Origin of the sequence: Streptosporangium sp. NPDC002524 (assembly GCF_040295985.1) — a bacterium.
Lineage (GTDB): Bacteria > Actinomycetota > Actinomycetes > Streptosporangiales > Streptosporangiaceae > Streptosporangium.
This window is the reverse complement of record NZ_JBEOWK010000009.1, coordinates 167,423-191,407: the sequence shown is the minus strand read 5'-3', so window position 1 is coordinate 191,407 and position 23,985 is coordinate 167,423. Positions and strand designations below refer to the sequence as shown.

At 73.6% G+C, this 23,985-nt stretch carries 3 protein-coding genes; all 3 read left to right on the top strand.

The window, feature by feature from the left end:
* Positions 1-85: 85 nt before the first annotated feature.
* From ABT053_RS17980 to ABT053_RS17970, 3 genes are read left to right on the top strand one after another with little or no spacing between them, the layout of a single operon-like run.
* Positions 86-10,333 (top strand): type I polyketide synthase, encoded by a 10,248-nt coding sequence (locus ABT053_RS17980; protein WP_350970168.1) that lies wholly within the window; start codon positions 86-88, stop codon positions 10,331-10,333.
* Between the two features lie 14 nt (positions 10,334-10,347).
* Positions 10,348-15,207: a type I polyketide synthase gene (locus tag ABT053_RS17975; protein ID WP_350970167.1), complete on the top strand. Its 4,860-nt coding sequence runs from the start codon at positions 10,348-10,350 to the stop codon at positions 15,205-15,207.
* Positions 15,208-15,238: 31 nt separating this feature from the next.
* On the top strand, positions 15,239-23,983 hold the full coding sequence (locus ABT053_RS17970; protein WP_350970165.1) for a type I polyketide synthase: 8,745 nt from the start codon (positions 15,239-15,241) through the stop codon (positions 23,981-23,983).
* Positions 23,984-23,985 lie beyond the last annotated feature (2 nt).

Sequence of the window (23,985 nt, the reverse complement as noted above, 5' to 3'; positions counted from 1 at the left end):
TAGGGGTTGCTAGGGGTGCTCCATTCGGATGTGAATGGCGAGAATCATGTCAGCATTTCTCGCCGGTTCACGATATGGAGTAAAGATGAGTCTCGGCCATTCGACGTCGAACGAATGGGGAACCGGGCCGGCCGACGCGATCGCCGTCGTCGGAATGGCATGCCGGCTGCCGCACGCCCCCCACCCCGGCGCCTTCTGGAACCTGCTGAGCGAGGGACGCTCCGCGATCACGGAGGCGCCCGCCGGCCGCTGGGGCGGGGACGCGTCGGCTCCCCGCTTCGGGGGGTTCCTCGACGACGTCGACCGGTTCGACCCCGAGTTCTTCGCGATCTCCCCGCGTGAGGCGGCGGCGATGGACCCGCAGCAGCGCCTCGTCCTGGAACTGGCCTGGGAGGCGCTGGAGGACGCCAGGATCCTGCCCGCCGACCTGGCGGCCACCTCCACCGGCGTCTTCGTCGGCGCGATCGCCGCCGACTACGCCGCCCTCCTGCACCGGCAGGGGCCGGGCGCCATCACCCGCCACACGATGACCGGCCTCAACCGCGGCCTCATCGCCAACCGCGTCTCCTACGCGCTGGGGCTGCGCGGCCCGAGCCTGACGGTCGACTCCGCCCAGTCGTCGTCCCTGGTGGCCGTCCACCTCGCCGCCGAGAGCCTGCGCGGGGGCGAGTCCACCCTCGCGATCGCGGCGGGCGTGAACCTGAACCTCGTCGTCGACGCCACCATCGCCGCCGAGAGGTTCGGCGGGCTCTCGCCCGACGGGCGCTGCTTCACCTTCGACGCCCGCGCGAACGGCTACGTGCGCGGCGAGGGAGGAGGCGTCGTCGTCCTCAAGCCGCTCGCCAGGGCCGTCGCCGACGGCGACCGGATCCACTGCGTCATCCGCGGCAGCGCCGTCAACAACGACGGCGATCCCGGCGGGGGCGGCAGCGGCAACGGCGCTCTCACCAGCGGTCTCACCGTGCCGAACCCGGACGCGCAGGCCGAGGTGATCCAGCTCGCCACCGAACGCGCGGGCGTGGCGCCCGGCGCCGTCCAGTACGTCGAACTCCACGGCACGGGGACGAGGGTCGGGGACCCGATCGAGGCCGCGGCACTCGGCGCCGCCCTGGGCGCGGGCCGGACCTCCGCCGAACCGCTCGCGGTCGGATCGGCCAAGACGAACGTCGGGCACCTGGAGGGCGCCTCGGGAATCGTCGGCCTGCTCAAGGTGGCGCTGAGCATCGCGCACCGGCGGATACCGGCCAGCCTCAACTTCGAGACGCCGAACCCGGACATCCCGTTCGACCGGCTCAACCTGCGCGTGCAGTCGGGCACCGGCCCCTGGCCGAGACTGGACCGGCCACTCGTCGCGGGGGTCAGCTCCTTCGGCATGGGCGGCACCAACTGCCACGTCGTGCTCACCGAACCACCCCCGGCCGGGCCGCTTTCCGTCGACCCGCTTTCCAACGACCCGCTCCTCGCCGAGCCGCTGTCCGTTGACTCGCTCTCCGTTGACTCGCTCCCCGTCGACCCGCTGTCCGTTGAACCGCTGTCCGTCGAATCACCGCTCGCGGAACCACTTTTCGCCGGATCACCGTCCGTCACGTCACCGCTCACCGAATCACCGCTCGCCGGGCCGCTTCCCGTCGGATCACCGGCCGCCGAGGCCTGGGTGGTCCCGTGGGTGCTCTCGGGCGCGAGCGAGGCCGCGCTGCGCGACCAGGCCGCCCGGCTGCACGCCTCTCTGACCACAGACTCCCTCAGCACAGCTTCTCTTACGACGGACTCCCTCAGCTCGGGCTCCCTGAACAGGGGTGGCTCCTTCGAGCCCGCGGACGTGGCGTTGTCGCTCGCCGTGACCCGTACGGCGTTCAGGCACCGGGCGGTGCTCGTCGGCGACCGCGCCGAGCTCGTCGACGGCCTGCGGGCACTGGCCGGGGGAGACCAGGCGGCCTCCCTCGTACGGGGCACGGCCAGGCTCGACGGCGGCGATACCGTGTTCGTCTTCCCCGGCCAGGGGTCCCAGTGGGAGGGCATGGCCGAGGGGCTGCTGCGTACCTCACCGGTGTTCGCCCGGCACGTCCGGGCGTGCGCGGACGCCCTCGCGCCGCACGTGGACTGGTCGCTGGTCGACCTGCTCACCGGCCGTCCCGGCGCGCCCCCGCTGGACCGCGTGGACGTCGTGCAGCCCGCGCTCTTCGCGGTCATGGTCTCGCTCGCGCGGCTGTGGGAGTCGGCGGGCGTCCGGCCCGACGCGGTCATCGGCCACTCGCAGGGGGAGATCGCCGCCGCGCACGTCGCCGGTGCCCTGTCACTCGACGACGCCGCCGCGATCGTCGCCCTGCGCAGCCGGGCCATCGCCGCCATCGCGGGCACCGGGGGGATGGCCTCCGTCCTGCTTCCCGCGGAACGGGTGCGCGACCGGCTGGCCCGCTGGGAAGGGCGGCTCGGCGTCGCGGCCGTCAACGGTCCCGCGTCCACCGTGGTCTCCGGCGACGCCGGGGCGCTCACCGAACTCCTCGACGGATACCGGCGGGAGGGCGTCCGGGTGCGGAACGTCTCCGTCGACTACGCGTCCCACTCGCCGCAGGTGGAGCCGGTGCGGCAGCGGCTCCTCGACGAGCTGGCCGGGATCCGGCCGGAGGCGTCGGACGTCGCCTTCTACTCCACCGTCACCGGTGCCCGGCTCGACACGGCCGAGCTCACCGCCGGTTACTGGTACCGCAACCTGCGCCGGACCGTGGAGCTCGAACGGGCGGTCCTGGCCGCCGTCGCCGACGGGCACCGCGCGTTCGTCGAGAGCAGCCCGCACCCGATCCTCACCGAGGGGATCGGGGAGAGCGCGGGTGACGTGCTCGCGGTCGGTACGCTCCGGCGCGGCCAGGGCGGCCCGCGCCAGTTCCTCACCTCGCTCGCCAGGTTCCACGCCCACGGCGGGGCCGTGCGCTGGCCGGACGTCATCGGCGGCGGGGCCGGCCTGGTCGACCTGCCCACGTACGCCTTCCAGCGCCGGAGCCTGTGGCTCGACCAGGCCCCGGTATCCGTTCCACCGGCTTCACAGGCTTCACCAGGGGTCCGTGGGGACGTCCCCGCGCCCGCCGTACGGCATGAGGGGCGGGAGCGCACGGCCCTGGAACTGGTCCGGGCGAGCGCGGCGATCGTGCTCGGTCACGCGGCGGGGGACGCGGTCGACGAGGATCTCACGTTCAAGGACCTCGGTTTCGACTCGGCGGCGGCGGTCGAGTTCCGCGACCGGCTCGCCGAGGCGACCGGGCTGCGGCTGCCCGCCTCGCTCGTCTACGACCGCCCGACGCCGCAGGCCGTCGCCGCCTACCTGGACGCCGAGGTCAACGGGACCGTAGTGGAACCGGAAGGTCCCGCGCGGACGGCACCCCAGGCAGGAGAGCCGATCGCGATCGTCGCGATGAGCGGCCGCTGGCCGGGCGGCGCCGGATCGCCCGAGGACCTGTGGCGGCTGCTGCTGTCCGGCGAGGACGTGATCGGCGGCTTCCCCGGCAACCGGGGCTGGGACGTGGACCGGCTCCTCGCCCCGGACGGGCCCGGCACCTCCGCCACCGGAGAGGGAGGCTTCCTCCACGACGCGGACCGGTTCGACGCCGCCTTCTTCGGGCTGAGCCCGCGCGAGGCCGCCGCGATGGACCCGCAGCAGCGGCTGCTGCTCGAAGCGTCGTGGGAGCTCCACGAGCGGGCCGGGATCGACCCGTCGAGCCGGCGCGGCAGCCGTACCGGCGTGTTCGTCGGCGTGATCCCCCAGGAGTACGGCCCCCGCCTGCACGAGACGTCGGAAGGCTACGAGGGCCACGCCCTCACCGGCACGCTGACCAGCGTCGCCTCCGGCAGGCTCGCCTACACGCTGGGGCTGGAGGGGCCCGCGATCACCGTCGACACCGCCTGCTCGTCCTCCCTGGTGGCGATGCACCTGGCGATCCAGGCGCTCCGCGCGGGCGAGTGCGAGTTCGCGGTCGCGGGCGGCGTCACGGTGATGTCGGCGCCGGGCATGTTCACCGAGTTCAGCCGCCAGGGCGGGCTCGCGCCCGACGGCAGGTGCAAGCCGTTCGCGGCCGCCGCCGACGGCACCGCGTGGTCGGAGGCGGCGGGCCTGGTCCTGCTGGAGCCGCTGTCGGCCGCCCGGCGCCACGGCCACCCCGTACTCGCCGTCGTCCGGGGCAGCGCCGTCAACCAGGACGGCGCCAGCAACGGGCTCACCGCTCCCAGCGGCCCCTCGCAGGAGCGGGTCATCCGGGAGGCCCTCGCCGGGGCGGGGCTGTCGCCCGCCGACGTCGACGCCGTCGAGGCGCACGGGACGGGGACCGCGCTGGGCGACCCGATCGAGGCGCGGGCGCTGCTGGCGACCTACGGCCGCGACCGCCGAGGGGGGAGCCCGCTGCTGCTCGGCTCGTCGAAGTCGCACCTCGGCCACACCCAGGCCGCCGCGGGCGTCACCGGCGTCATCGCGATGGTCCAGGCTCTCCGGTACGCGACCCTGCCGCCGACCCTGCACATCGACCGGCCGTCACCGCACGTCGACTGGACGGCGGGCGCCGTCTCGCTCCTGACCGAGGCCACCCCGTGGCCGGAGACCGGCCGCCCTCGCCGGGCCGCCGTCTCCTCCTTCGGCATCAGCGGCACCAACGCCCATCTCATCCTGGAGCAGGCACCGGAGGAGACCGGCCCGCGCGACCGGCCGGGCGATCCCGGCGGTTCGGCCGATCCGGATGGATTCAGTGAATCCCGCGAATCCCACGAGTCTCGCCATCCCGGTGGTTCAGCCGATCCGGGTGGATCCCGCGAGTCCCGCGAGTCCGGCCATTCCGGTGGTTCAGCCGGTTCAGGTGGATCCGGCGAGTTCCGCGACGCCGACAATTCGGTCGGTGAAAGGGGACTCGGCGAGTCTCGCCATCCTGGTGATTCGGCCGATCCGGGTGAATCCAGTGAATCCCGCGATCCCGGTGTCGTCCCGTGGCTTCTCTCGGCGAAGACCGAGGACGCGCTCCGCGAGCAGGCCGCGCGGCTGCGGGCGCGGGTGGCCGCCGACCCCGCGCTCGACGTGGCCGACGTCGGGTTCACCCTGTCCACGGCCCGCGCCGCCCTGGACCACCGCGCCGTCGTGCTCGCCGAAGGCCGTACGGGCTTCCTGGACGGGCTGGACTCCCTCGCCTCGGGGAGATCCGCCCCGGACGTCGTACGCGGCACCGCCACCAAGCAGGGCGGGCTCGCGTTCATGTTCACCGGCCAGGGCAGCCAGCGCCCCGGGATGGGGCGGAATCTCGCCGCGGCCTTCCCGGTGTTCGCCGACGCCCTCGCCGAGGTCGCCCGGCACCTGGACGGCCACCTCGGCCGCCCGATCCTCGACGTGATGTTCGCCGGGCCGGACACCGCCGACGCCGCGCTGCTCGACACGACCGCGTACACCCAGCCCGCGCTCTTCGCCTTCGAGGTCGCCCTCCACCGGCTGGCCGAGTCCTTCGGCCTGCGTCCCGACCACCTCATCGGCCACTCCGTCGGCGAGTTGGTCGCCGCCCACGTCGCGGGCGTCCTGTCGCTGCCCGACGCCGCCACCCTCGTCACCGCTCGTGGCAGGCTCATGCAGGCGGTTCCGGCCACTGGCGCGATGGCCGCCCTGCGGGGGACGGAGCGGGAGGCCCAGGCGCTCCTGGCCGGTCACCGCGGCGAGGCCGACATCGCGGCCGTGAACGGCCCCGACTCCGTGGTCGTCTCGGGGACCGAGGCTGTGGTGGCGGAGATCGTGGCACGCTGGCGGGGGGAGGGCCGCACGGCCAGACGGCTGCGGGTCAGCCACGCCTTCCACTCGCCGCACATGGACGCGGTGCTCGACGACTTCCGGCGCGTCGCGGCGGGACTCGACTTCTCCGCGCCGCGCATCCCGGTGATCTCCAACGTCACCGGCCGACCGGCCGGGGCGGACGAGCTGCGCGATCCCGGCTACTGGGCCGGCCACATCCGGCGGGCCGTCCGGTTCCGCGACGGGATCGCGGCCCTGCGCGAGCTCGGCGTGACCGACTACCTCGAACTCGGCCCCGACGCGGTCCTGACCGCCCTCGCCCACGAGTGCCTCGCGGACTCCCCCCCGCGCACCCTCGCCGCCGCGTCCCGCGCCGACCGTTCCGACCGCGCTGACCGTTCCGGCCGCTCCGACCGTGCCGACGGTTTCAGCGGTCCCGGCCGTACGGAGGTCCGGGCGTTCACCTCTGCTCTCGCCCAGCTGCACGTCCACGGCGTGAGCGTCGACTGGCGGGCGGCCCTGGAGGGCCGTGGCGCGAGGCTGGTCGACCTGCCCACCTACGCCTTCCAGCGACGCCGGTTCTGGCTGGACACCTCCTCCGCCGTCTCCGGCCCCGCCGCCGCGGGGCTGGAGACGGCGGACCACCCGCTGCTCGGCGCGGCGGCCGACCTGGCGGGCGGCGAGGGCTCGCTCCTGACCGGCCGCCTCTCGTCCCGCACCCGGCCCTGGCTCGCCGACCACGTGGTCTCCGGCGGCGCGCTGCTTCCCGGTACGGCGTTCGTCGATCTCGCCCTGCATGCCGCCGACCGGCACGGCGGGCTGCGCCTGGAAGAGCTGGCGCTGGAGGCACCGCTGGTCATCCCGGAGCGCGGCGAGGTACAGGTCCAGCTGTTCACCGGTGCCGACGACGGCTCCGGCCGCCGCCCGATCGCCGTCCACTCCCGGACCGCCCCGTCGGACGGCTGGACCCGTCACGCCACCGGCGCCCTGGTCGCCGCCGTTCCGTCGCCCGGGGAGACGGCCGAGGCCTGGCCGCCGCCGGGAGCGGTCCCCGTCGACCTGACCGGCCTGTACGAGCGGCTCGCCGACCAGGGCTACGAGTACGGGCCCGCCTTCCAGGGGCTGGTGGCGGCGTGGCTGCTGGGTGACGACACCCTGGCCGAGGTGCGGCTGCCGGACGAGCAGCTCGCCGAGGCCGCCGGGTACGGCCTGCATCCCGCCCTCCTCGACGCCGCCCTGCACGCGGTCGTCGGGATCACCTTCTCCGGCGACCGCGCGCGGGGCGTCCACCTGCCGTTCTCGTGGAACGGGGTGTCGCTGCAGGCGTCGGGCGCGACCGCGCTGCGCGTGCGGAGCACGCCGACCGGCCCCGGCACGGTCGGCATCACCGCCGCCGACGCCACGGGGGTGCCCGTCGTCTCCGTCGAGTCCCTCACATTCCGGCCCGTCGCGCCCGAACGGCTCGGCGCCTCCCGTACGCGGGGCCGCGCGGTTCCGTACCGGCTGGACTGGACGCCCGTGCCCGCGTCCACACCCGTGGGGCCGGTGCCGGCGTCGGTGCCGACCCGCTGGGCGGTGGTCGGAGCCGATCTCGATATCCCCGATGTGCCGATATTTGATGACCTGGAAGCTGCGGGGACGGCTGCTCCGGACCTCTTGCTCATCCCGGCGACCACCGGCGACACGCGACGGAACATCGTACCGGGCACCGCGTCCGGCATCGCGTCCAGCGCCGCGTCCGGCACCGCGTCCGGCACCGCGTCCAGCGCCGCGACCGGCACCGCGTCCAGCGCCGCGTCCGGCGCCGCGACCGGCATCGCGTCCGGCATCGCGTCCGGCACCGCGTCCGGCGCGGTACCGGGCGTGGGACAGGACGCGGGGCAGGGCACGGAGCAAGGCGCGGGGCGGGGCACGGCGCTGCCGGGGGCGCTGCACGCCGGGACGGTCACGGCGCTGGAGCTGCTGCGCGAAGCGCTGCCGGACGAGCGGTTCGCGACGACCGGGCTGGTCGTCGTCACCCGGAACGCCGTCGCCACCCATCCCGGGGAGGACGTCGAGGACCTCGCGCACGCCGGGATCTGGGGCCTGGGCCGTACGGCGCAGACCGAGTTCCCCGGCCGTGTCGTCCTGCTCGACCTCGACTCACACCCGGAGTCGGGGGCGCGGGCGGCCGTCGCGGCGGCGCTGGCCACCGGCGAGAGCCAGCTCGCGATACGCCATGGCGAGATCCTCGTTCCCCGGCTCACCCACCCGGCGGAGGGGGACGCCCTGGACCTTCCGGACGAGGCCTGGCGGCTGGACGTCACCGTTCCCGGCACGCTGGACAACCTCGCGCCGCTGCCCGCCCCCGAGGCGGAGCGCTCGCTGGCCGAGGGGGAGGTCCGGGTCGCGCTCAGGGCGGCCGGGCTGAACTTCCGCGACGTGCTCATCGCCCTCGGCGTGTACCCCGGCGGCGCCAGGATCGGCGCCGAGGGCGCGGGCGTCGTCGTGGAGACCGGGCCCGGCGTGACCGGCCTGGCACCCGGCGACCGCGTCATGGGCCTGATCCACGGGACCGTCGGCCCGCTCGCGGTCACCGACCGGCGCTACCTGACGCGTGTCCCGGCCGGGTGGTCGTTCGCGCAGGCAGCCACCGTGCCGGTGGCCTTCCTCACCGCCTACCACGGCCTCGCCGACCTGGCGGGTGTCCGTCCCGGCGAGCGGCTGCTGGTCCACGCCTCGACCGGAGGCGTCGGCATGGCGGCCGTCCAGCTCGCCCGGCACTGGGGGGTCGAGGTGTACGGCACCGCCTCGCCCGCGAAGTGGGACACCCTGCGCGGGCAGGGGCTCGACGACGACCACATCGCCTCCACCCGCACCCTCGACTTCGAAACGGGGTTCCCCGCCGTCGACGTCGTCCTCAACTCCCTCGCCCACGAGTTCACCGACGCGTCCCTGCGGCTGCTCGCGGGCGGCGGCAGGTTCGTCGAGCTGGGCAAGACCGACAAGCGCGACCCGGCCGACGTGGCGGCGGCCCACCCGGGTGTGACGTACGAGGCGTTCGACCTGTTCGAGGTGGACCCCGGCCGGATCGCCGAGATCCTCGACGTGCTCGCCGCGCTGTTCGAGGAGGGCGCGATCCAGCCGCTGCCGGTCACCGTCCGCGACGCCCGGCACGCCCACCACGCCCTGCGCCACCTCGGCCAGGCACGGCACACCGGCAAGCTGGCCGTCACCCTGCCCGCCCGCCTCGACCCGGCAGGAACCGTACTCGTCACCGGCGGCACCGGCACGCTGGGCGCCCTCACCGCGCGCCACCTGGTCACCCGGTACGGGGTCCGCCACCTGCTGCTCGCCGGACGGAGCGGCCCGGACGCGCCGGGCGCGGCCGAACTGCGCGCGGAACTCACCGCGCTGGGCGCCGAGGTGCGGATCGCCGCGGCCGACGTCGCCGACCGCGCCGCGCTGTCCGCGCTGATCGCCTCCGTACCGGCCGGGCACTCGCTGACGGCCGTCGTCCACGCCGCCGGGACGCTCGACGACGGGGTGCTCGGCTCGCTCACCTCCGACCAGGTACGCGGCGTGCTCCGCCCCAAGGCCGACGCCGCCTGGCACCTGCACGAGCTGACCCGCGACCTCGACCTGTCGGCGTTCGTGCTGTTCTCCTCCGCGGCGGGCATCCTGGGCAACGCGGGCCAGGCGGGCTACGCCGCCGCGAACGCCTTCCTCGACGCCCTCGCCCACCACCGCCGCGCGCACGGCCTGCCCGCCACGTCGCTCGCCTGGGGACACTGGGCGCAGGCCAGCGGCATGACCCGCGACCTCACCCGGGCGGACGTGGCCCGGCTGGCCCGTTCGGGCCTGCCCGCCATGCCGACCGAGTACGCGCTCGCCCTGCTCGACGCCGCGCTGGCCGCGCCGGACCCGGTCGCGGTGACGGCCAGGCTCGACCGGTCCGACTCCGAGAGGGTCTCCCCGCTGCTGAGAGGGGTGGCGGCGCACGGACGGCCCCGCCGGATCGCCGCACCGGCGGCGGGAACGGCCTCCTCCACGGCTTCCCTCACGGCCTCCTCCGTGACCTCCCTCGTGTCCTCTCCCGTGACCTCCCTCGCCGAGGAACTCGCCGACCGGCCGGAGGCCGACCAGCTGCGCAGGCTCCTGACACTCGTCCGGTCCACCGCCGCCACCGTGCTCGGCCACCCGGACCTCGACGCCATCGACCCCGACAGGGGGTTCCTCGACGGCGAGTTCGACTCGCTCAGCAGCATCGAGCTCCGCAACCGGCTCGACAAGCTCACCGGGCTGCGGCTGCCCACCACCCTCGTCTTCGACCACCCCACCCCGCTCGCGCTCGCCGCGTACCTGCGGACCAGGCTCGTCCCGGCCAGGACACCCGAGCCGGAGGCCGAACTGGACCGCGTCGAGGCGGCCCTCACCGGCGAGGACCTCGACCCCGGCACGCGCGAACGCGTCCTGGCCCGGCTGAACGACCTCCTCACCAGGTGGGGCGGCCCGCGGCCCGCCCCGCAGGACGATCTCGGACACATCGGCGCGGCCACGAACGACGAGATCTTCGAGCTGATCGACAACGAACTGCGCCTCTCGTGAAGGACACCTCTCCCATGGCTGACGAAGAGAAGCTCCGTACCTACCTCAACCGGGTGACCCTGCAGCTCCAGCAGACCCGGCGGCGTCTCCACGAGGTCGAGTCCGCGGGCAGGGAACCGATCGCGATCGTGGGGATGGCCTGCCGGTTCCCCGGCGGAGTCACCTCGCCGGAGGACCTGTGGCGGCTGGTGACCGAGGAGCGGGACGTGATCGGTCCCTTCCCCGCCGACCGCGGCTGGGATCTCGACGGCCTCTACCACCCCGATCCGGACCGCAGCGGCACCTCCTACGTGCGCGAGGGCGGGTTCCTGTACGACGCCGCCGACTTCGACGCGGAGTTCTTCGGGATCTCGCCGCGTGAGGCGCTCGCGACCGACCCGCAGCAGCGGCTCCTCCTGGAGACCGCCTGGGAGACGCTGGAGGACGTCGCCGTCGACCCGCTCACCCTGCGCGGCAGCGACACGGGCGTGTTCGTCGGCGCCATCGCCCAGGAGTACGGGCCCAGCCTCCATCACCGTCCGGCGCGCAACACCGACGGCTACGTGCTCACCGGCAACACCACCAGCGTGGCGTCGGGCCGGATCGCGTACTCGTTCGGGTTCGAGGGACCCGCGGTCACGGTCGACACGGCCTGCTCGTCCTCGCTCGTGGCACTGCACCTCGCCGCCCAGGCCCTCCGGCTGGGCGAGTGCTCCTTCGCGCTCGCCGGAGGCGCCACGGTCCTCGCCGCTCCCGGGATGTTCATCGAGTTCTCCCGGCAGCGCGGGCTGGCCCCGGACGGCCGGATCAAGGCGTTCGCCCAGGCCGCGGACGGTACCGCGTGGGCCGAAGGCGTCGGGCTGCTGGCACTCGAACGACTCTCGGACGCCCGCCGCAACGGGCACAGGGTCCTGGCCGTGCTGCGCGGCAGCGCGGTCAACCAGGACGGCCGCAGCAGCCAGCTCACCGCGCCGAATGGTCCGTCGCAGCAGCGGGTGATCCGTCAGGCGTTGGCGGGTGCGGGGTTGTCGGCGTCGGAGGTGGATCTGGTCGAGGCGCATGGTACGGGGACGAGGTTGGGTGATCCGATCGAGGCGCAGGCGTTGCTGGCGACGTATGGGCAGGGGCGGGTGGTTGGTCGGCCGTTGTGGTTGGGGTCGTTGAAGTCGAACATCGGTCATGCGCAGGCGGCGGCCGGGGTGGGGGGTGTGATCAAGCTTGTTCAGGCGATTCGGCATGGGGTGTTGCCCAGGACGTTGCATGTGGACGAGCCGTCGCCGCACGTGGATTGGTCGGCCGGTTCGGTTGCGCTGCTGACCGAGGCGCGGGAGTGGCCGGACACGGGCGTGCCACGTCGGGCGGGGGTGTCGGCGTTCGGGGTGAGTGGCACGAACGCTCACGTGATCATCGAGCAGGCCCCGGAGGAGCCTGTTCCGGCTGTTTCCGGTTCTGTTTCGGCCGGGGTGGTGCCGTGGGTGGTGTCGGGTCGGTCGGTGGCGGGGTTGCGGGGTCAGGCGGCTCGGCTGGCGGAGTTCGTCAAGGCGGGGTCGCATCTCGATGTTGGGGATGTTGGGTATTCGCTGGCTCGTGGCCGGGGGGTGCTGGAGGAGCGGGCGGTGGTGGTGGCCGCTGATGTCGCGGATCTGGTCGCGGGGTTGGAGGCGTTGGCGGCGGGTGAGGCGTCGGCGCAGGTGGTTCAGGGTCGGGCTGGTGGTGGGCTGGCGTTCTTGTTCACTGGTCAGGGCAGTCAGCGCGAAGGGATGGGTCGGGAGCTGTATGGACGGTTCCCGGTGTTCGCCGCTGCGTTCGATGAGGTGGTCGCCGAGCTGGACCGTCACCTTCCTGGCATCTCTGTCCGGGAGGTGGTGTTCGGTGCGTCGGGGTTGCTGGATCGGACGGTGTTCACCCAGTCGGGGTTGTTCGCGGTGCAGGTGGGGTTGTTCCGCTTGCTGGAGTCGTGGGGTGTTGCTCCTGACCACCTGGCGGGTCATTCGATTGGGGAGGTGTCGGGGGCTTATCTGGCCGGGGTGTGGTCGCTGGAGGATGCGGCCAGGGTGGTGGCGGCTCGTGGTCGGTTGATGCAGGGGTTGCCTGCCGGTGGGGCGATGGCCGCGATCGAGGCCGGTGAGCACGAGGTCCTGGACGCGTTGCCTGACACGAGTCGGGTGGGGGTCGCGGCGGTGAACGGTCCGTCGGCGGTGGTGGTCTCGGGGGATGAGGATCTCGTCGCGGCCGTGGTGGATGGGTTCGCTCGGCAGGGGCGGCGGGTTCGTCAGTTGACGGTGAGTCATGCGTTTCATTCGGCGCGGATGGAGCCGATGCTCGACGACTTCCGCCAGGTCCTGGAGGAGGTGAGGTTCAACGAGCCACGGATCCCGCTGGTGTCGACGCTGACCGGGCGGCTCGCGACGGGGCAGGAGCTTGGGGATCCGGAGTATTGGGTGCGGCAGGTGCGCGAGCCGGTCCGGTTCGCCGACGCGGTGAGCACTCTGGACGCGGCCGGGGTGACGACCTTCCTGGAACTGGGCCCCGATGGGGTGCTGTCGGCGATGGCTCGGCAATCTCTTCCCGATTCGCGGGTGGTGGTGCCGGTGTTGCGTAAGGACCGGCCCGAGGAGGTGACCGCGTTCCTGGCCCTCGGGCAGGCCCACGTCCATGGCAGCCTGATCGACTGGGAGGCGGTCTTCCCCGGCGCGAGCAGGGTCGACCTGCCCACGTACGCCTTCCAGCGGCAGCGTTACTGGCTCGACGCCACCCGATCCGACGGCGGCGAAGCTCAGGCGACGGATGCCCGGTTCTGGGAGTTGGTGGAGAACGCGGACCCCGAGCGGCTCGCCGACACCCTCGGCCTCGACGACGAGGGCACGCGTGGCTCCCTCACCACCGTGCTGCCCGCGATCACGTCGTGGTGGAACGCGAAACGCCTCCGCTCCTCGGTCGATTCCTGGCGCTATCAGGTTGTCTGGCGGCGGATCCGGGACAGGCCGGAAAGCCGTGCGCGGGGAACCTGGCTCCTTCTCGTCCCGGCCGGTGAGACGGCATGGGCGGACCCCGCGGAGCGTGCCCTGACCGCCCGTGGAGCGGAGGTCGTCCGGATCGTCGTGACCGACGCGGACCGGGCGAAACTGGCGGTACACCTGGAGTCGGTGGAGCGGGTCGCGGGCCTGCTGTCCCTCCTGTCGGCGGCCGAGGAGACACGGGCCGTCGTGCCCTGGGCGTACGCGGCCAATGTGGCGCTGCTCCAGGCGATGGACGACGTGGGCCTCACCGCCCCCCTCTGGTGCGTGACCAGGAACGCGGTCTCGACCGGCCCCGACGACGAGGCGCCGGATCCCGCCCAGGCGCTGACCTGGGGTCTGGGCGCGATCGCGGCGGTCGAGAGCCCCGCGCAGTGGGGCGGTCTGGCCGACCTTCCCGCCTCGGCCGGGGAGCCCCACTGGGAACGCCTCTCAGACCTGATCACCGGAGACGATCGCGAGGTCGAGGTGGCCGTACGAGACTCGGGCCTGTACGCGAGGCGCCTGGTCCACGCGCCACCGCGAGACCAGCTGGAACCGTCGGAACCACAGCCGTGGAACACCGAGGGCACCGTCCTCGTCACCGGCGGGACGGGCGCGCTCGGCGGGCACGTGGCGGCCTGGCTCGCCGGGAGAGGGGCCGGGCACCTGCTCCTGGTCAGCAGGCGTGGTGAGGAGGCGCCCGGCGCCGCCGAACTCGGGGCGCGGCTCGCCGAAGCGGGTGCCCGGGTCACCTTCGCCGCCGCGGACGTCGGGGACCGGGACGCCCTCGCCCGCGTGATCGCCTCGGTGCCCCCGGAGCACCCGCTGACCGCCGTGGTGCACACGGCCGCCACGCTGGACGACGGCCTGATCTCCACGCTCACTCCCGAGCGGCTCGACCACGCCCTGCGGGTCAAGGCCGGTGGAGCCCGGCACCTGCACGAGCTGACCCGTGAGCTCGACCTGTCCGCCTTCGTGCTGTTCTCCTCGGTCGCCGGAATCTGCGGCGTCGCGGGTCAGGGCAACTACGCGCCGGGCAACGCCTACCTCGACGCGCTCGCCGCGCACCGCCGGGCCACCGGCCTTCCGGCCACGTCGATCGCCTGGGGGCAGTGGGCGGGCGGCGGCATCGTCACCTCCGAGGCGGGCCGCAACCTGGCCAGGCACGGCCTGCGCGGGCTCCCGCCCGACCTCGCCGTCACCGCGCTGGGCCAGGTACTCGATCGCGACGAGTCCCACGCCGTCATCGCCGACGTCGACTGGCAGATCATGTTCGAGGGCCGGTCCCACTCCCTGGTGAGCGAGCTTCCGGAGATCGTCCAGGCCGGTCGCGGGACACCGGGCACCGCCACGGTTTCGGCCGGTATAGACACCTCCGACCTGGTACGGCAGCTCGCGGGCCTGGCGGAGGCGGAACAGCACCGGACCCTGCTGCGACTGGTACGGACCCAGGTCGCGGTGGTGCAGAGCCGCCCGTCGCCCGACACCGTCGAGGCCGACAGGAGGTTCCGGGACCAGGGGTTCGACTCGCTGGCCGCGGTCGAGCTGCGCAACCGGCTCGGCGCCGCGACCGGACTGCGGCTGCCGCCCTCGATCGTGTTCGACCACCCCACCCCGGCGGCCCTCGCCGGTCACCTGCACGCGGAGCTCGTACCGCGCGCCGAGGCGACGACCACGACGATCACCTCGGTCCTGGCGGGGATCGAGGCGCTGGAGGCGACCCTCTCCGAGGCCTCGGTGAGCGACGCCGAACGGGAGGCCGCCGCCGCCCGGCTGCGGAGACTCGCCGCCACGTGGGGTGAGGCGACACCGGCGAACGCCGTCACGGACGAGCTGTCGTCGGCGAGCGACGACGAACTCGTCGACTTCATCAGCAGAACGCTTGGAATCTCCTGAACCGCGGGCTTGAGAGGGACACACGAAGACGATGAGCGAGGACCAGATCAGGCATCTCCTCAAGCGGGTCACCGCCGAGTTGCACGAGACGCGGCAGCGCCTCCAGCGGGTACAGGACGACCAGACCGAACCGATCGCGATCGTCGGGATGGCGTGCCGCTTTCCCGGTGGTGTGAACTCGCCGCGGGATCTGTGGGACCTGGTCGCCGAGGGGCGGGACGCGGTGTCGGAGTTCCCGTCCGACCGGGGCTGGGATCTGGAGGGCCTGTACGACCCCGACCCCGACCGGCCCGGCAGGACCTACACCCGGCACGGCGGGTTCCTGGACGGCATCGCCGACTTCGACGCGGAGTTCTTCGGGATCTCGCCGCGTGAGGCGCTCGCGACCGACCCGCAGCAGCGGCTGCTGTTGGAGAGCGCCTGGGAGACGTTCGAGCGGGCCGGAATCGACGTGTCCACCCTGCGGGGCAGCAGGACCGGGGTCTTCGCCGGTATGAACGGCCAGGACTACGCGGCCCGGCTTCCCGAGGTGCCGGAGGCCGTCGACGGCTACCTCAGCATCGGCAACGCGGCGAGCGTGGCGTCGGGGCGGATCGCGTACTCGTTCGGGTTCGAGGGTCCCGCTGTCACGGTGGACACGGCGTGTTCGTCGTCGTTGGTGGCGTTGCATCTGGCGGTGCAGTCGTTGCGCTCGGGCGAATCCGACCTGGCCCTCGCGGGCGGGGTGACGGTGATGACGTCACCGGTCGGCTTCGTCGAGTTCTCCCGGCAGCGCGGGCTGGCCCCGGACGGCCGGGTCAAGGCGTTCGCGCGGGCGGCGGACGGTACGGGGTGGGCGGAGGGTGTCGGTTTCCTGTTGGTGGAGCGGTTGTCGGACGCGCGGCGGCTGGGTCATGGGGTGCTGGCGGTTGTCCGGGGTTCGGCGGTGAATCAGGACGGTGCTTCGAATGGTTTGACGGCTCCGAATGGTCCGTCGCAGCAGCGGGTGATCCGTCAGGCGTTGGCGGGTGCGGGGTTGTCGGCGTCGGAGGTGGATCTGGTCGAGGCGCACGGTACCGGTACGACGCTGGGTGACCCGATCGAGGCGCAGGCGTTGCTGGCGACGTACGGGCAGGGGCGGCCGGTTGGTCGGCCGCTGTGGCTGGGATCGGTGAAGTCGAACATCGGTCACACACAAGCCGCGGCGGGGGTGGCCGGGGTCATCAAGGTGGTGCAGGCGATCCGCCATGGTGTCCTTCCCGGGACGTTGCATGTGGACGAGCCGTCGCCGCATGTGGACTGGTCGGGGGGTTCGGTCGAGCTGCTGACCGAGGCGCGGGAGTGGCCTGGGTCGGGGGGTGTGCGTCGGGCTGGGGTGTCGGCGTTCGGGGTGAGTGGCACGAACGCTCACGTGATCATCGAACAGGCCCCGGAGGAGCCTGTTTCGGGTGGTTCTGTGTCAGTTGGCGGGGTGGTGCCGTGGGTGGTGTCGGGTCGGTCGGTGGCGGGGTTGCGCGATCAGGCGGCTCGGCTGGCCGAGTTCGTCAAGGCGGGGTCACATCTCCAGCTGGGGGATGTGGGGTATTCGCTGGCGCGTGGTCGGGGGGTGTTGGAGGAGCGGGCTGTGGTGGTGGCCGCTGATGTCGTGGATCTGGTCGCGGGGTTGGAGGCGTTGGCGGCGGGTGAGGCGTCGTCGCAGGTGGTTCAGGGTCGGGCTGGTGGTGGGCTGGCGTATCTGTTCACCGGTCAGGGCAGTCAGCGCGAAGGGATGGGTCGGGAGCTGTATGGGCGGTTCCCGGTGTTCGCGGCTGCGTTCGATGAGGTGGTCGCCGAGCTGGATCGTCACCTGGATGGGGTCTCTGTCCGGGAGGTGGTGTTCGGTGCGTCGGGGTTGCTGGATCGGACGGTGTTCACCCAGTCGGGTTTGTTCGCGGTGCAGGTGGGGTTGTTCCGCCTGCTGGAGTCGTGGGGTGTTGCTCCTGACTACCTGGCCGGTCATTCGATTGGGGAGGTGTCGGGGGCTTATCTGGCCGGGGTGTGGTCGCTGGAGGATGCGGCGAAGGTGGTGGCGGCTCGTGGTCGGTTGATGCAGGGGTTGCCTTCTGGTGGGGCGATGGCCGCGATCGAGGCCAGTGAGCACGAGGTCCTGGACGCGCTGCCCGACACAAGTCGGATAGGGATCGCGGCGGTGAACGGTCCGTCGGCGGTGGTGGTCTCGGGGGATGAGGACCTTGTCGCGGCCGTGGTGGATGGGTTCGCTCGGCAGGGGCGGCGGGTTCGGCGGTTGTCGGTGAGTCATGCGTTTCACTCGGCGCGGATGGAGCCGATGCTCGACGACTTCCGCCAGGTGTTAGCCGAGGTGACGTTCAACGAGCCGCGGATCCCTTTGGTGTCGACGCTGACCGGGCGGCTCGCGACGGGACAGGAGCTTGGGGATCCGGAGTATTGGGTGCGGCAGGTTCGCGAGCCGGTCCGGTTCGCCGACGCGGTAAGCACTCTGGACGCGGCCGGGGTGACGACCTTCCTGGAGCTGGGGCCCGACGGGGTGCTGTCGGCCATGGCCCGGCAATCACTGCCGGAGCGCGACGACGCCGAACCGCACGTGCTGATCCCCCTGCTGCGCAAGGACCGGCCCGAGGAGGTGACCGCGTTCCTGGCCCTGGGGCAGGCCCACATCCACGGCAGCCCGATCGACTGGGAGACGGTCTTCCCCGGCGCGAACAGGGTCGACCTGCCCACGTACGCCTTCCAGCGGCAGCGCTACTGGCTCGACGCCTCGCCGGCGGGCGCGGCGGACGCCTCCGGGCTGGGGCTCGGCGCGGCCGACCATCCGCTGCTGGGCGGCGCGATCGGGCTGGCGGACGCCGACGCCGTACTCCTGACCGGGCGGTTGTCGCTGCGCTCGCACCCCTGGCTCGCCGACCACGCGATCGCCGGGACGGTCGTGGTTCCCGGCACGGCCTTCGTCGAGCTCGCGATCAGAGCGGGTGACGAGGTCGGCGCGGAGGCGCTGGACGAGCTGGTGATCGAGACCCCCCTCGTGCTCCCGGAACGCGGTGCGGTGCACATCCAGGTGTCCGTCGGAGCCCGGGACGACGATGGCGGCCGTGCCGTCGCCATCCACTCCCGCCCCGAGAATTTCAGTCCCGAGAACTCCCGTCCCGAGAACGGGCAGGGAGACACCGGGTGGACCAAGCACGCGGAAGGCCGTGTCGTCCCCGGCTCGCGGGAGGAGGCCTCCGGCCTGGCCGAGTGGCCTCCCGCCGACGCCGTCGCGCTCGATGTCGCGGACTTCTATCGCACTCTGGCCGGGGCCGGTCTGGACTACGGCCCCGCGTTCCAGGGGGTACGCGCCGCATGGCGGCAGGGGGAGACGCTCCTGGCGGAGGTGTCGCTCGCGGACGGAGAACGGGAGGACGCCGCGCGTTTCGGGGTGCATCCCGCCCTGCTCGACGCCGCCCTGCACGTCGCGGCGTACGAGACCCTGCCGGACACCCCGGCCGGAGGCAACCGGCTGCCCTTCGCCTGGCGGGGTGTGCGCCTGCACGCCTCCGGCGCGTCCGCCGTCCGGGTGCGGCTCACCCCGGCCGGGGCGGAGGAGTGGGCGATCCAGGTGGCGGACGCCACGGGAGCGCCCGTCGCGTCCGTCGAGGGGCTGCGTTCCCGCCTGATCGAGGCGGACAGGCTGCGCGAGGCGCGATCGGCCTCACGCGACTCGCTCTTCCAGGTCGGCTGGGTCGAGCCGCCCACCGAAGAAAACACTTCCGACGCCCCTGAGGTCTCCGAGGTCGTCGTCATCTCCGGCGTCGCCGATCCCGGCCCGTCGGCGGGCGTGCCGGCCGCCGTGCACGAGGTGACGAACCGGGTGCTGGCCGAGCTGCGGCGATGGCTGGGAGAGGAGCGTCCCGCGTCCGCCCGCGCGATCGTGGTCACGAGGAACGCGGTGGCCGTGTCCGCCGAGGAGACCGTCGACCCGCGTTCGGCCGCCGTGTGGGGGCTCGTACGCTCGGCGCAGTCGGAGCAGCCGGGGCGGATCGTCCTGGTCGACGGTGACCGCGACCTCGGCGCGGAGGCCGTTCGTTCACTGGCGGCCGGTGAGCCGCAGCTGGCAGCCGGTGAACTGCAACCGGCCGCCGGTGAGCCGCAACTGGCCGTGCGAGGAGAGCGGATCCTGGTGCCGCGCCTGGTCCGGGCGACGGGCCCGGCCGCCGGAGCCGTACCGCTGGACCCTGAGGGGACCGTACTGATCACCGGCGGCACGGGTGGGCTCGGCGGCCTGCTCGCCCGGCATGTCGTGACCGAGCACGGCGCCCGGCACCTGGTCCTCACCAGCCGCCGGGGCGCGTGGGCCCCCGGTGCGGCCGAGCTGCGCGACGAGCTGGCCGAGCTCGGCGCCCGGGTCGACATCGTGGCGGGAGACGTGGCCGACCGCGCGTTCCTGGAGGGAGTCCTGGCGGCGATCCCGGCCGGACACCCGCTGACCGCCGTCGTGCACACGGCGGGCGTCGTCGACGACGGCGTGGTCGGCTCGCTCACCGCCGAGCGCGTCGGCGCGGTGCTGCGTCCCAAGGTCGACGCCGCCTGGCACCTGCACGAGCTGACCCGCGACCACGACCTGGCGTGGTTCGTGCTGTACTCCTCGGTCGCCGGAGTCCTGGGCAGCGCGGGGCAGGCGAGCTACGCGGCGGCCAACACCTTCCTCGACGCCCTCGCGGAACACCGCAGGAGCGAGGGCCTGCCCGCGCTCTCCCTGGCCTGGGGCCTCTGGGAGCAACGCACCGGCGTCACCGCGCACCTGACCGACCTCGACCGGGCGCGGGCCGCGCGCGGCGGGGTCAGGCCGCTGCCCACCGCCGAGGGGCTGGAGCTGTTCGACGCCGCGCTGCGGCTGGGCTCCCCGGTGCTGGTACCCGCCGCGCTCGACCTGCCCGCCGTGCGCGGCGCGGAGGAGATCCCGCCGCTGCTGCGCGGTCTCGTCCGGCCCTCGCGCCGGGTCGCGCGGGACGCGGCGGAGGGGTCGCCGCTCGTACGGCGGCTGGCCGGGCTCACCGGCGAACGCCGGGAAGAACTCCTGCTCGACCTGGTGCGTACCGAGGCCGCGGCGGTCCTGGGCGCGGGTGTCGAGGTCGTGCGGGCCCGGCGTGCCTTCGGCGACCTCGGGCTCGACTCCCTGACGGCGGTCGAGCTGCGCAACCGGCTCAACGCGGCGACGGGGCTCCGGCTGCCCGCCACCCTGACCTTCGACCACCCCACGCCCTCCGCGCTGGCCGGATACCTCCAGGGGAAACTCGGCGGGAAGCACGAGAAGGCGGCCGAGACCGTCTCCGCCCCGGTGGCCGGAGACGCGATCGCGATCGTCGGGATGGCCTGCCGCCTGCCCGGCGGGATCGGCTCCCCGGACGACCTGTGGCGGCTGGTCGCCTCGGGCGGCGACGCGATCTCGGAGTTCCCCGCCGACCGGGGCTGGGACCTGGAGACGCTGTTCGACGCCGACCCCGCCCACCCAGGCACGTCGTACACCAGGCACGGCGGGTTCCTGCACGAGGCCGCCGACTTCGACGCGGAGTTCTTCGGGATCTCGCCGCGCGAGGCGCTGGCGACCGACCCGCAGCAGCGGCTCCTCCTGGAGACGGCGTGGGAGGCCCTGGAGGGGGCGGGCATCGACCCGGCCACCCTGCGGGGCAGCAGGACCGGCGTCTTCACCGGCGTCATGTACCACGACTACGCCCCCCGGGTCGGGGAGGCGCCCGCCCCGCTGGAGGGCTACCTGGCCAACGGCAACGCGGGCAGCGTGGCGTCGGGGCGGATCGCGTACTCGTTCGGGTTCGAGGGGCCCGCGGTCACGGTCGACACGGCCTGCTCGTCGTCGCTGGTGGCGCTGCATCTGGCGGTGCAGTCGCTGCGCTCGGGCGAGTCCGACCTGGCCCTCGCGGGCGGGGTGGCGGTGATGGCCTCGCCCTCCGTGTTCGTCGAGTTCTCGCGGCAGCGCGGGCTCGCCGCCGACGGCCGCTGCAAGGCGTACGCGGGGGCCGCCGACGGCACCGGCTGGGCCGAGGGCGTGACCCTGCTCCTCGTCGAACGCCTCGCGGACGCGCGCCGACTCGGCCACGAGGTGCTGGCCGTCGTACGCGGCACGGCGGTCAACCAGGACGGCGCCTCCAACGGGCTGACCGCTCCGAACGGCCCGTCACAGCAGCGGGTGATCCGGCAGGCGCTCGCCAACGCCGGGCTCGCGCCCTCGGAGGTGGACGCCGTCGAGGGGCACGGTACCGGCACCACGCTGGGCGACCCGATCGAGGCACAGGCGCTCATCGCCGCGTACGGCCAGGACAGGCCCGGTGAGCGGCCGTTGTGGCTGGGCTCGCTGAAGTCGAACATCGGGCACACCCAGGCGGCGGCCGGAGCGGCCGGGATCATCAAGATGGTGCAGGCGATCCGGCACGGGGTGTTGCCGAGGACGCTGCACGTGGACGAGCCGTCGCCGCACGTGGACTGGTCGGCCGGAGCGGTCGAGCTGCTCACCGAGGCGCGGGAGTGGCCGGACACGGGCGTGCCACGCCGGGCGGGCGTGTCGGCGTTCGGGGTGAGCGGCACCAACGCCCACGTGATCATCGAACAGGCCCCGCCGGGCGAGACGGCACCCGCCCACCGGATCGAGCCGATTCCTCCGAGCGAGACGGCGCACGTCCGGGCCGAGGGGGACCCGTCGTCGGAGGCGGCGCCCGCAGGAGTGGAGCCGTACGGCGGACCGCTGCTCTGGACGGTGTCCGGCAGGACCCCGGAGGCCCTGCACGCCCAGGCCGCCCGCCTGGCGGCCTTCGTCGGGGACTCGGATGAGGCGAGGATTGTCGAGGACCCGAGTGCCTTGGGCAACCTGAGCAAGACGGGCGTCGTCGAGGGCCCGGACGAGACGGGGGCCGGAGTCGCGGCGGGCCCGGACCGGAAGGTCGCGGCCGACCTGGATCGGAAGGTCGTGGCGGACCCGGATCCGAGGGACGTCGGTCTCTCCCTCGCCACTACGCGCTCGGCCTTCGAGCACCGCGCCGTCGTCCTCGCCACCGACGACAGCAGCGACAGCGAGGGCGATGGCGATGGCGGCGGGCTCGTGGCGGGCCTGCGCGCGCTGGCCGCCGGTACCTCCTCGCCGAGGGTCGTACGCGGTGTCGCGGACGCCGACGGCAAGGTGGTGTTCGTCTTCCCCGGGCAGGGTTCCCAGTGGGCGGGGATGGCGGTCGAGCTGCTCGACACCGCACCCGTGTTCGCCCGGCGGCTGGCGGCCTGCGAGGAGGCGCTCTCCCCGTACGTCGACTGGTCGCCCGCCGAGGTCCTGCGCGGGGTGCCGGGCGCGCCGGAGCGGGACCGGGTGGACGTGGTGCAGCCGTTGCTGTGGGCGGTGATGGTGTCGCTCGCCGCCCTCTGGGAGTCCTACGGCGTCCGCCCCGCGGCCGTCGTCGGGCACAGCCAGGGCGAGATCGCCGCGGCGTGCGTGGCGGGGACCCTGTCGCTGGAGGACGCCGCGCGGGTCGTCGCGCTCCGCAGCCGCGCGATCCTGGCCCTCGCCGGGAGCGGCGCCATGGCGTCGGTCGCGCTGCCGCCGGACGAGGTGGAGGCCCGGATCGCCGGGCCCGCGGGCCGCGTCTCGGTGGCCGCCGTCAACGGCCCCTCCCAGGTGGTGATCTCCGGTGATCCCGACACGGTCGCCGGGCTCGTCGACGACTACAAGGCCGGGGGCGTACGGGCCCGGCTCGTCCCGGTGGACTACGCCTCCCACTCCGCGCACGTCGAGCGGATCCGCGCGGAGCTGGGCGAGGCCCTCGCGCCCGTCCGGCCGCGCGCCGGGGAGGTGCCGATCCTGTCGACCGTCACCGGGGACTGGATCGGCACGACACCGATGGACGCGGACTACTGGTACGCGAACCTCCGCGAGCGGGTCCGGTTCGAGGAGGCCGTCCGCGCGCTGGCCGAGCAGGGACACGACGTGTTCATCGAGATCAGCCCCCACCCGGTGCTGACCTCGGGCATCCAGGAGACCCTCGACACCGCCGCGCCGGGCGCGGTCGTGGCGGGCTCGCTGCGCCGCGACCAGGGCGGCCTCGACCGGTTCCTCACCTCCCTGGCGGAGGTGTACGTACGGGGTGTCCCGGTGGACTGGCGGGCGGTGTATCCCGGTGCCCGCCGGGTGCCGCTGCCGACCTACGCCTTCCGCCGCCGCCGTTTCTGGCTCGACGCCGCGCCCACCGGGGGCAGGCCGGTCCAGGAGGTGCCCGTGGCGGAACCGGTGACCAGCTCGACCAGGTCGATCGCCACGCTGGCCGGAACCGAACTCGACGAGGCCCTGGTCGAGCTGGTCCGCACCGAGTCCGCCGTCGTCCTGGGACACGACGGCGCGAGCGCCATCGACCTCGGGAAGGCGTTCAGGGAGCTCGGCCTGGACTCGCTGACGGCCGTCGACCTGCGCAACCGCCTCGGCGCGGCCACCGGCCTGCGGCTGCCCGCGACCCTGGTCTTCGACTACCCGACACCCGCCGCGATCGCCGGATACCTCAGGAACGAGCTGTCGTCGCCGGGGGAGGCCGTCCGCTTCCCCTCCGCCTCGGCCTCGCTCGACTACCTGGAGACGGTGTTCTCCTCCGGTGCCGGGGACGCCCCCGAGCACGCGGAACTCCTCACCAGGATGCGGTCCCTGCTCGACCGGTGGGGAACGGCCACGCCGCCCCCGGTCGCGGGCGTCGACCTCGACTCCGCGACCGACGAGGAGCTGTTCCGGCTTCTCGATCAAGACATCGACTCCCTGTGACG

What these genes read in the sequence shown, in the direction of transcription:
- ABT053_RS17980 (WP_350970168.1), top strand. Translation starts at nt 86, where the DNA reads ATGAGTCTCGGCCATTCGACGTCGAACGAATGGGGAACCGGGCCGGCC.
- ABT053_RS17975 (WP_350970167.1), top strand. Translation starts at nt 10,348, where the DNA reads ATGGCTGACGAAGAGAAGCTCCGTACCTACCTCAACCGGGTGACCCTG.
- ABT053_RS17970 (WP_350970165.1), top strand. Translation starts at nt 15,239, where the DNA reads ATGAGCGAGGACCAGATCAGGCATCTCCTCAAGCGGGTCACCGCCGAG.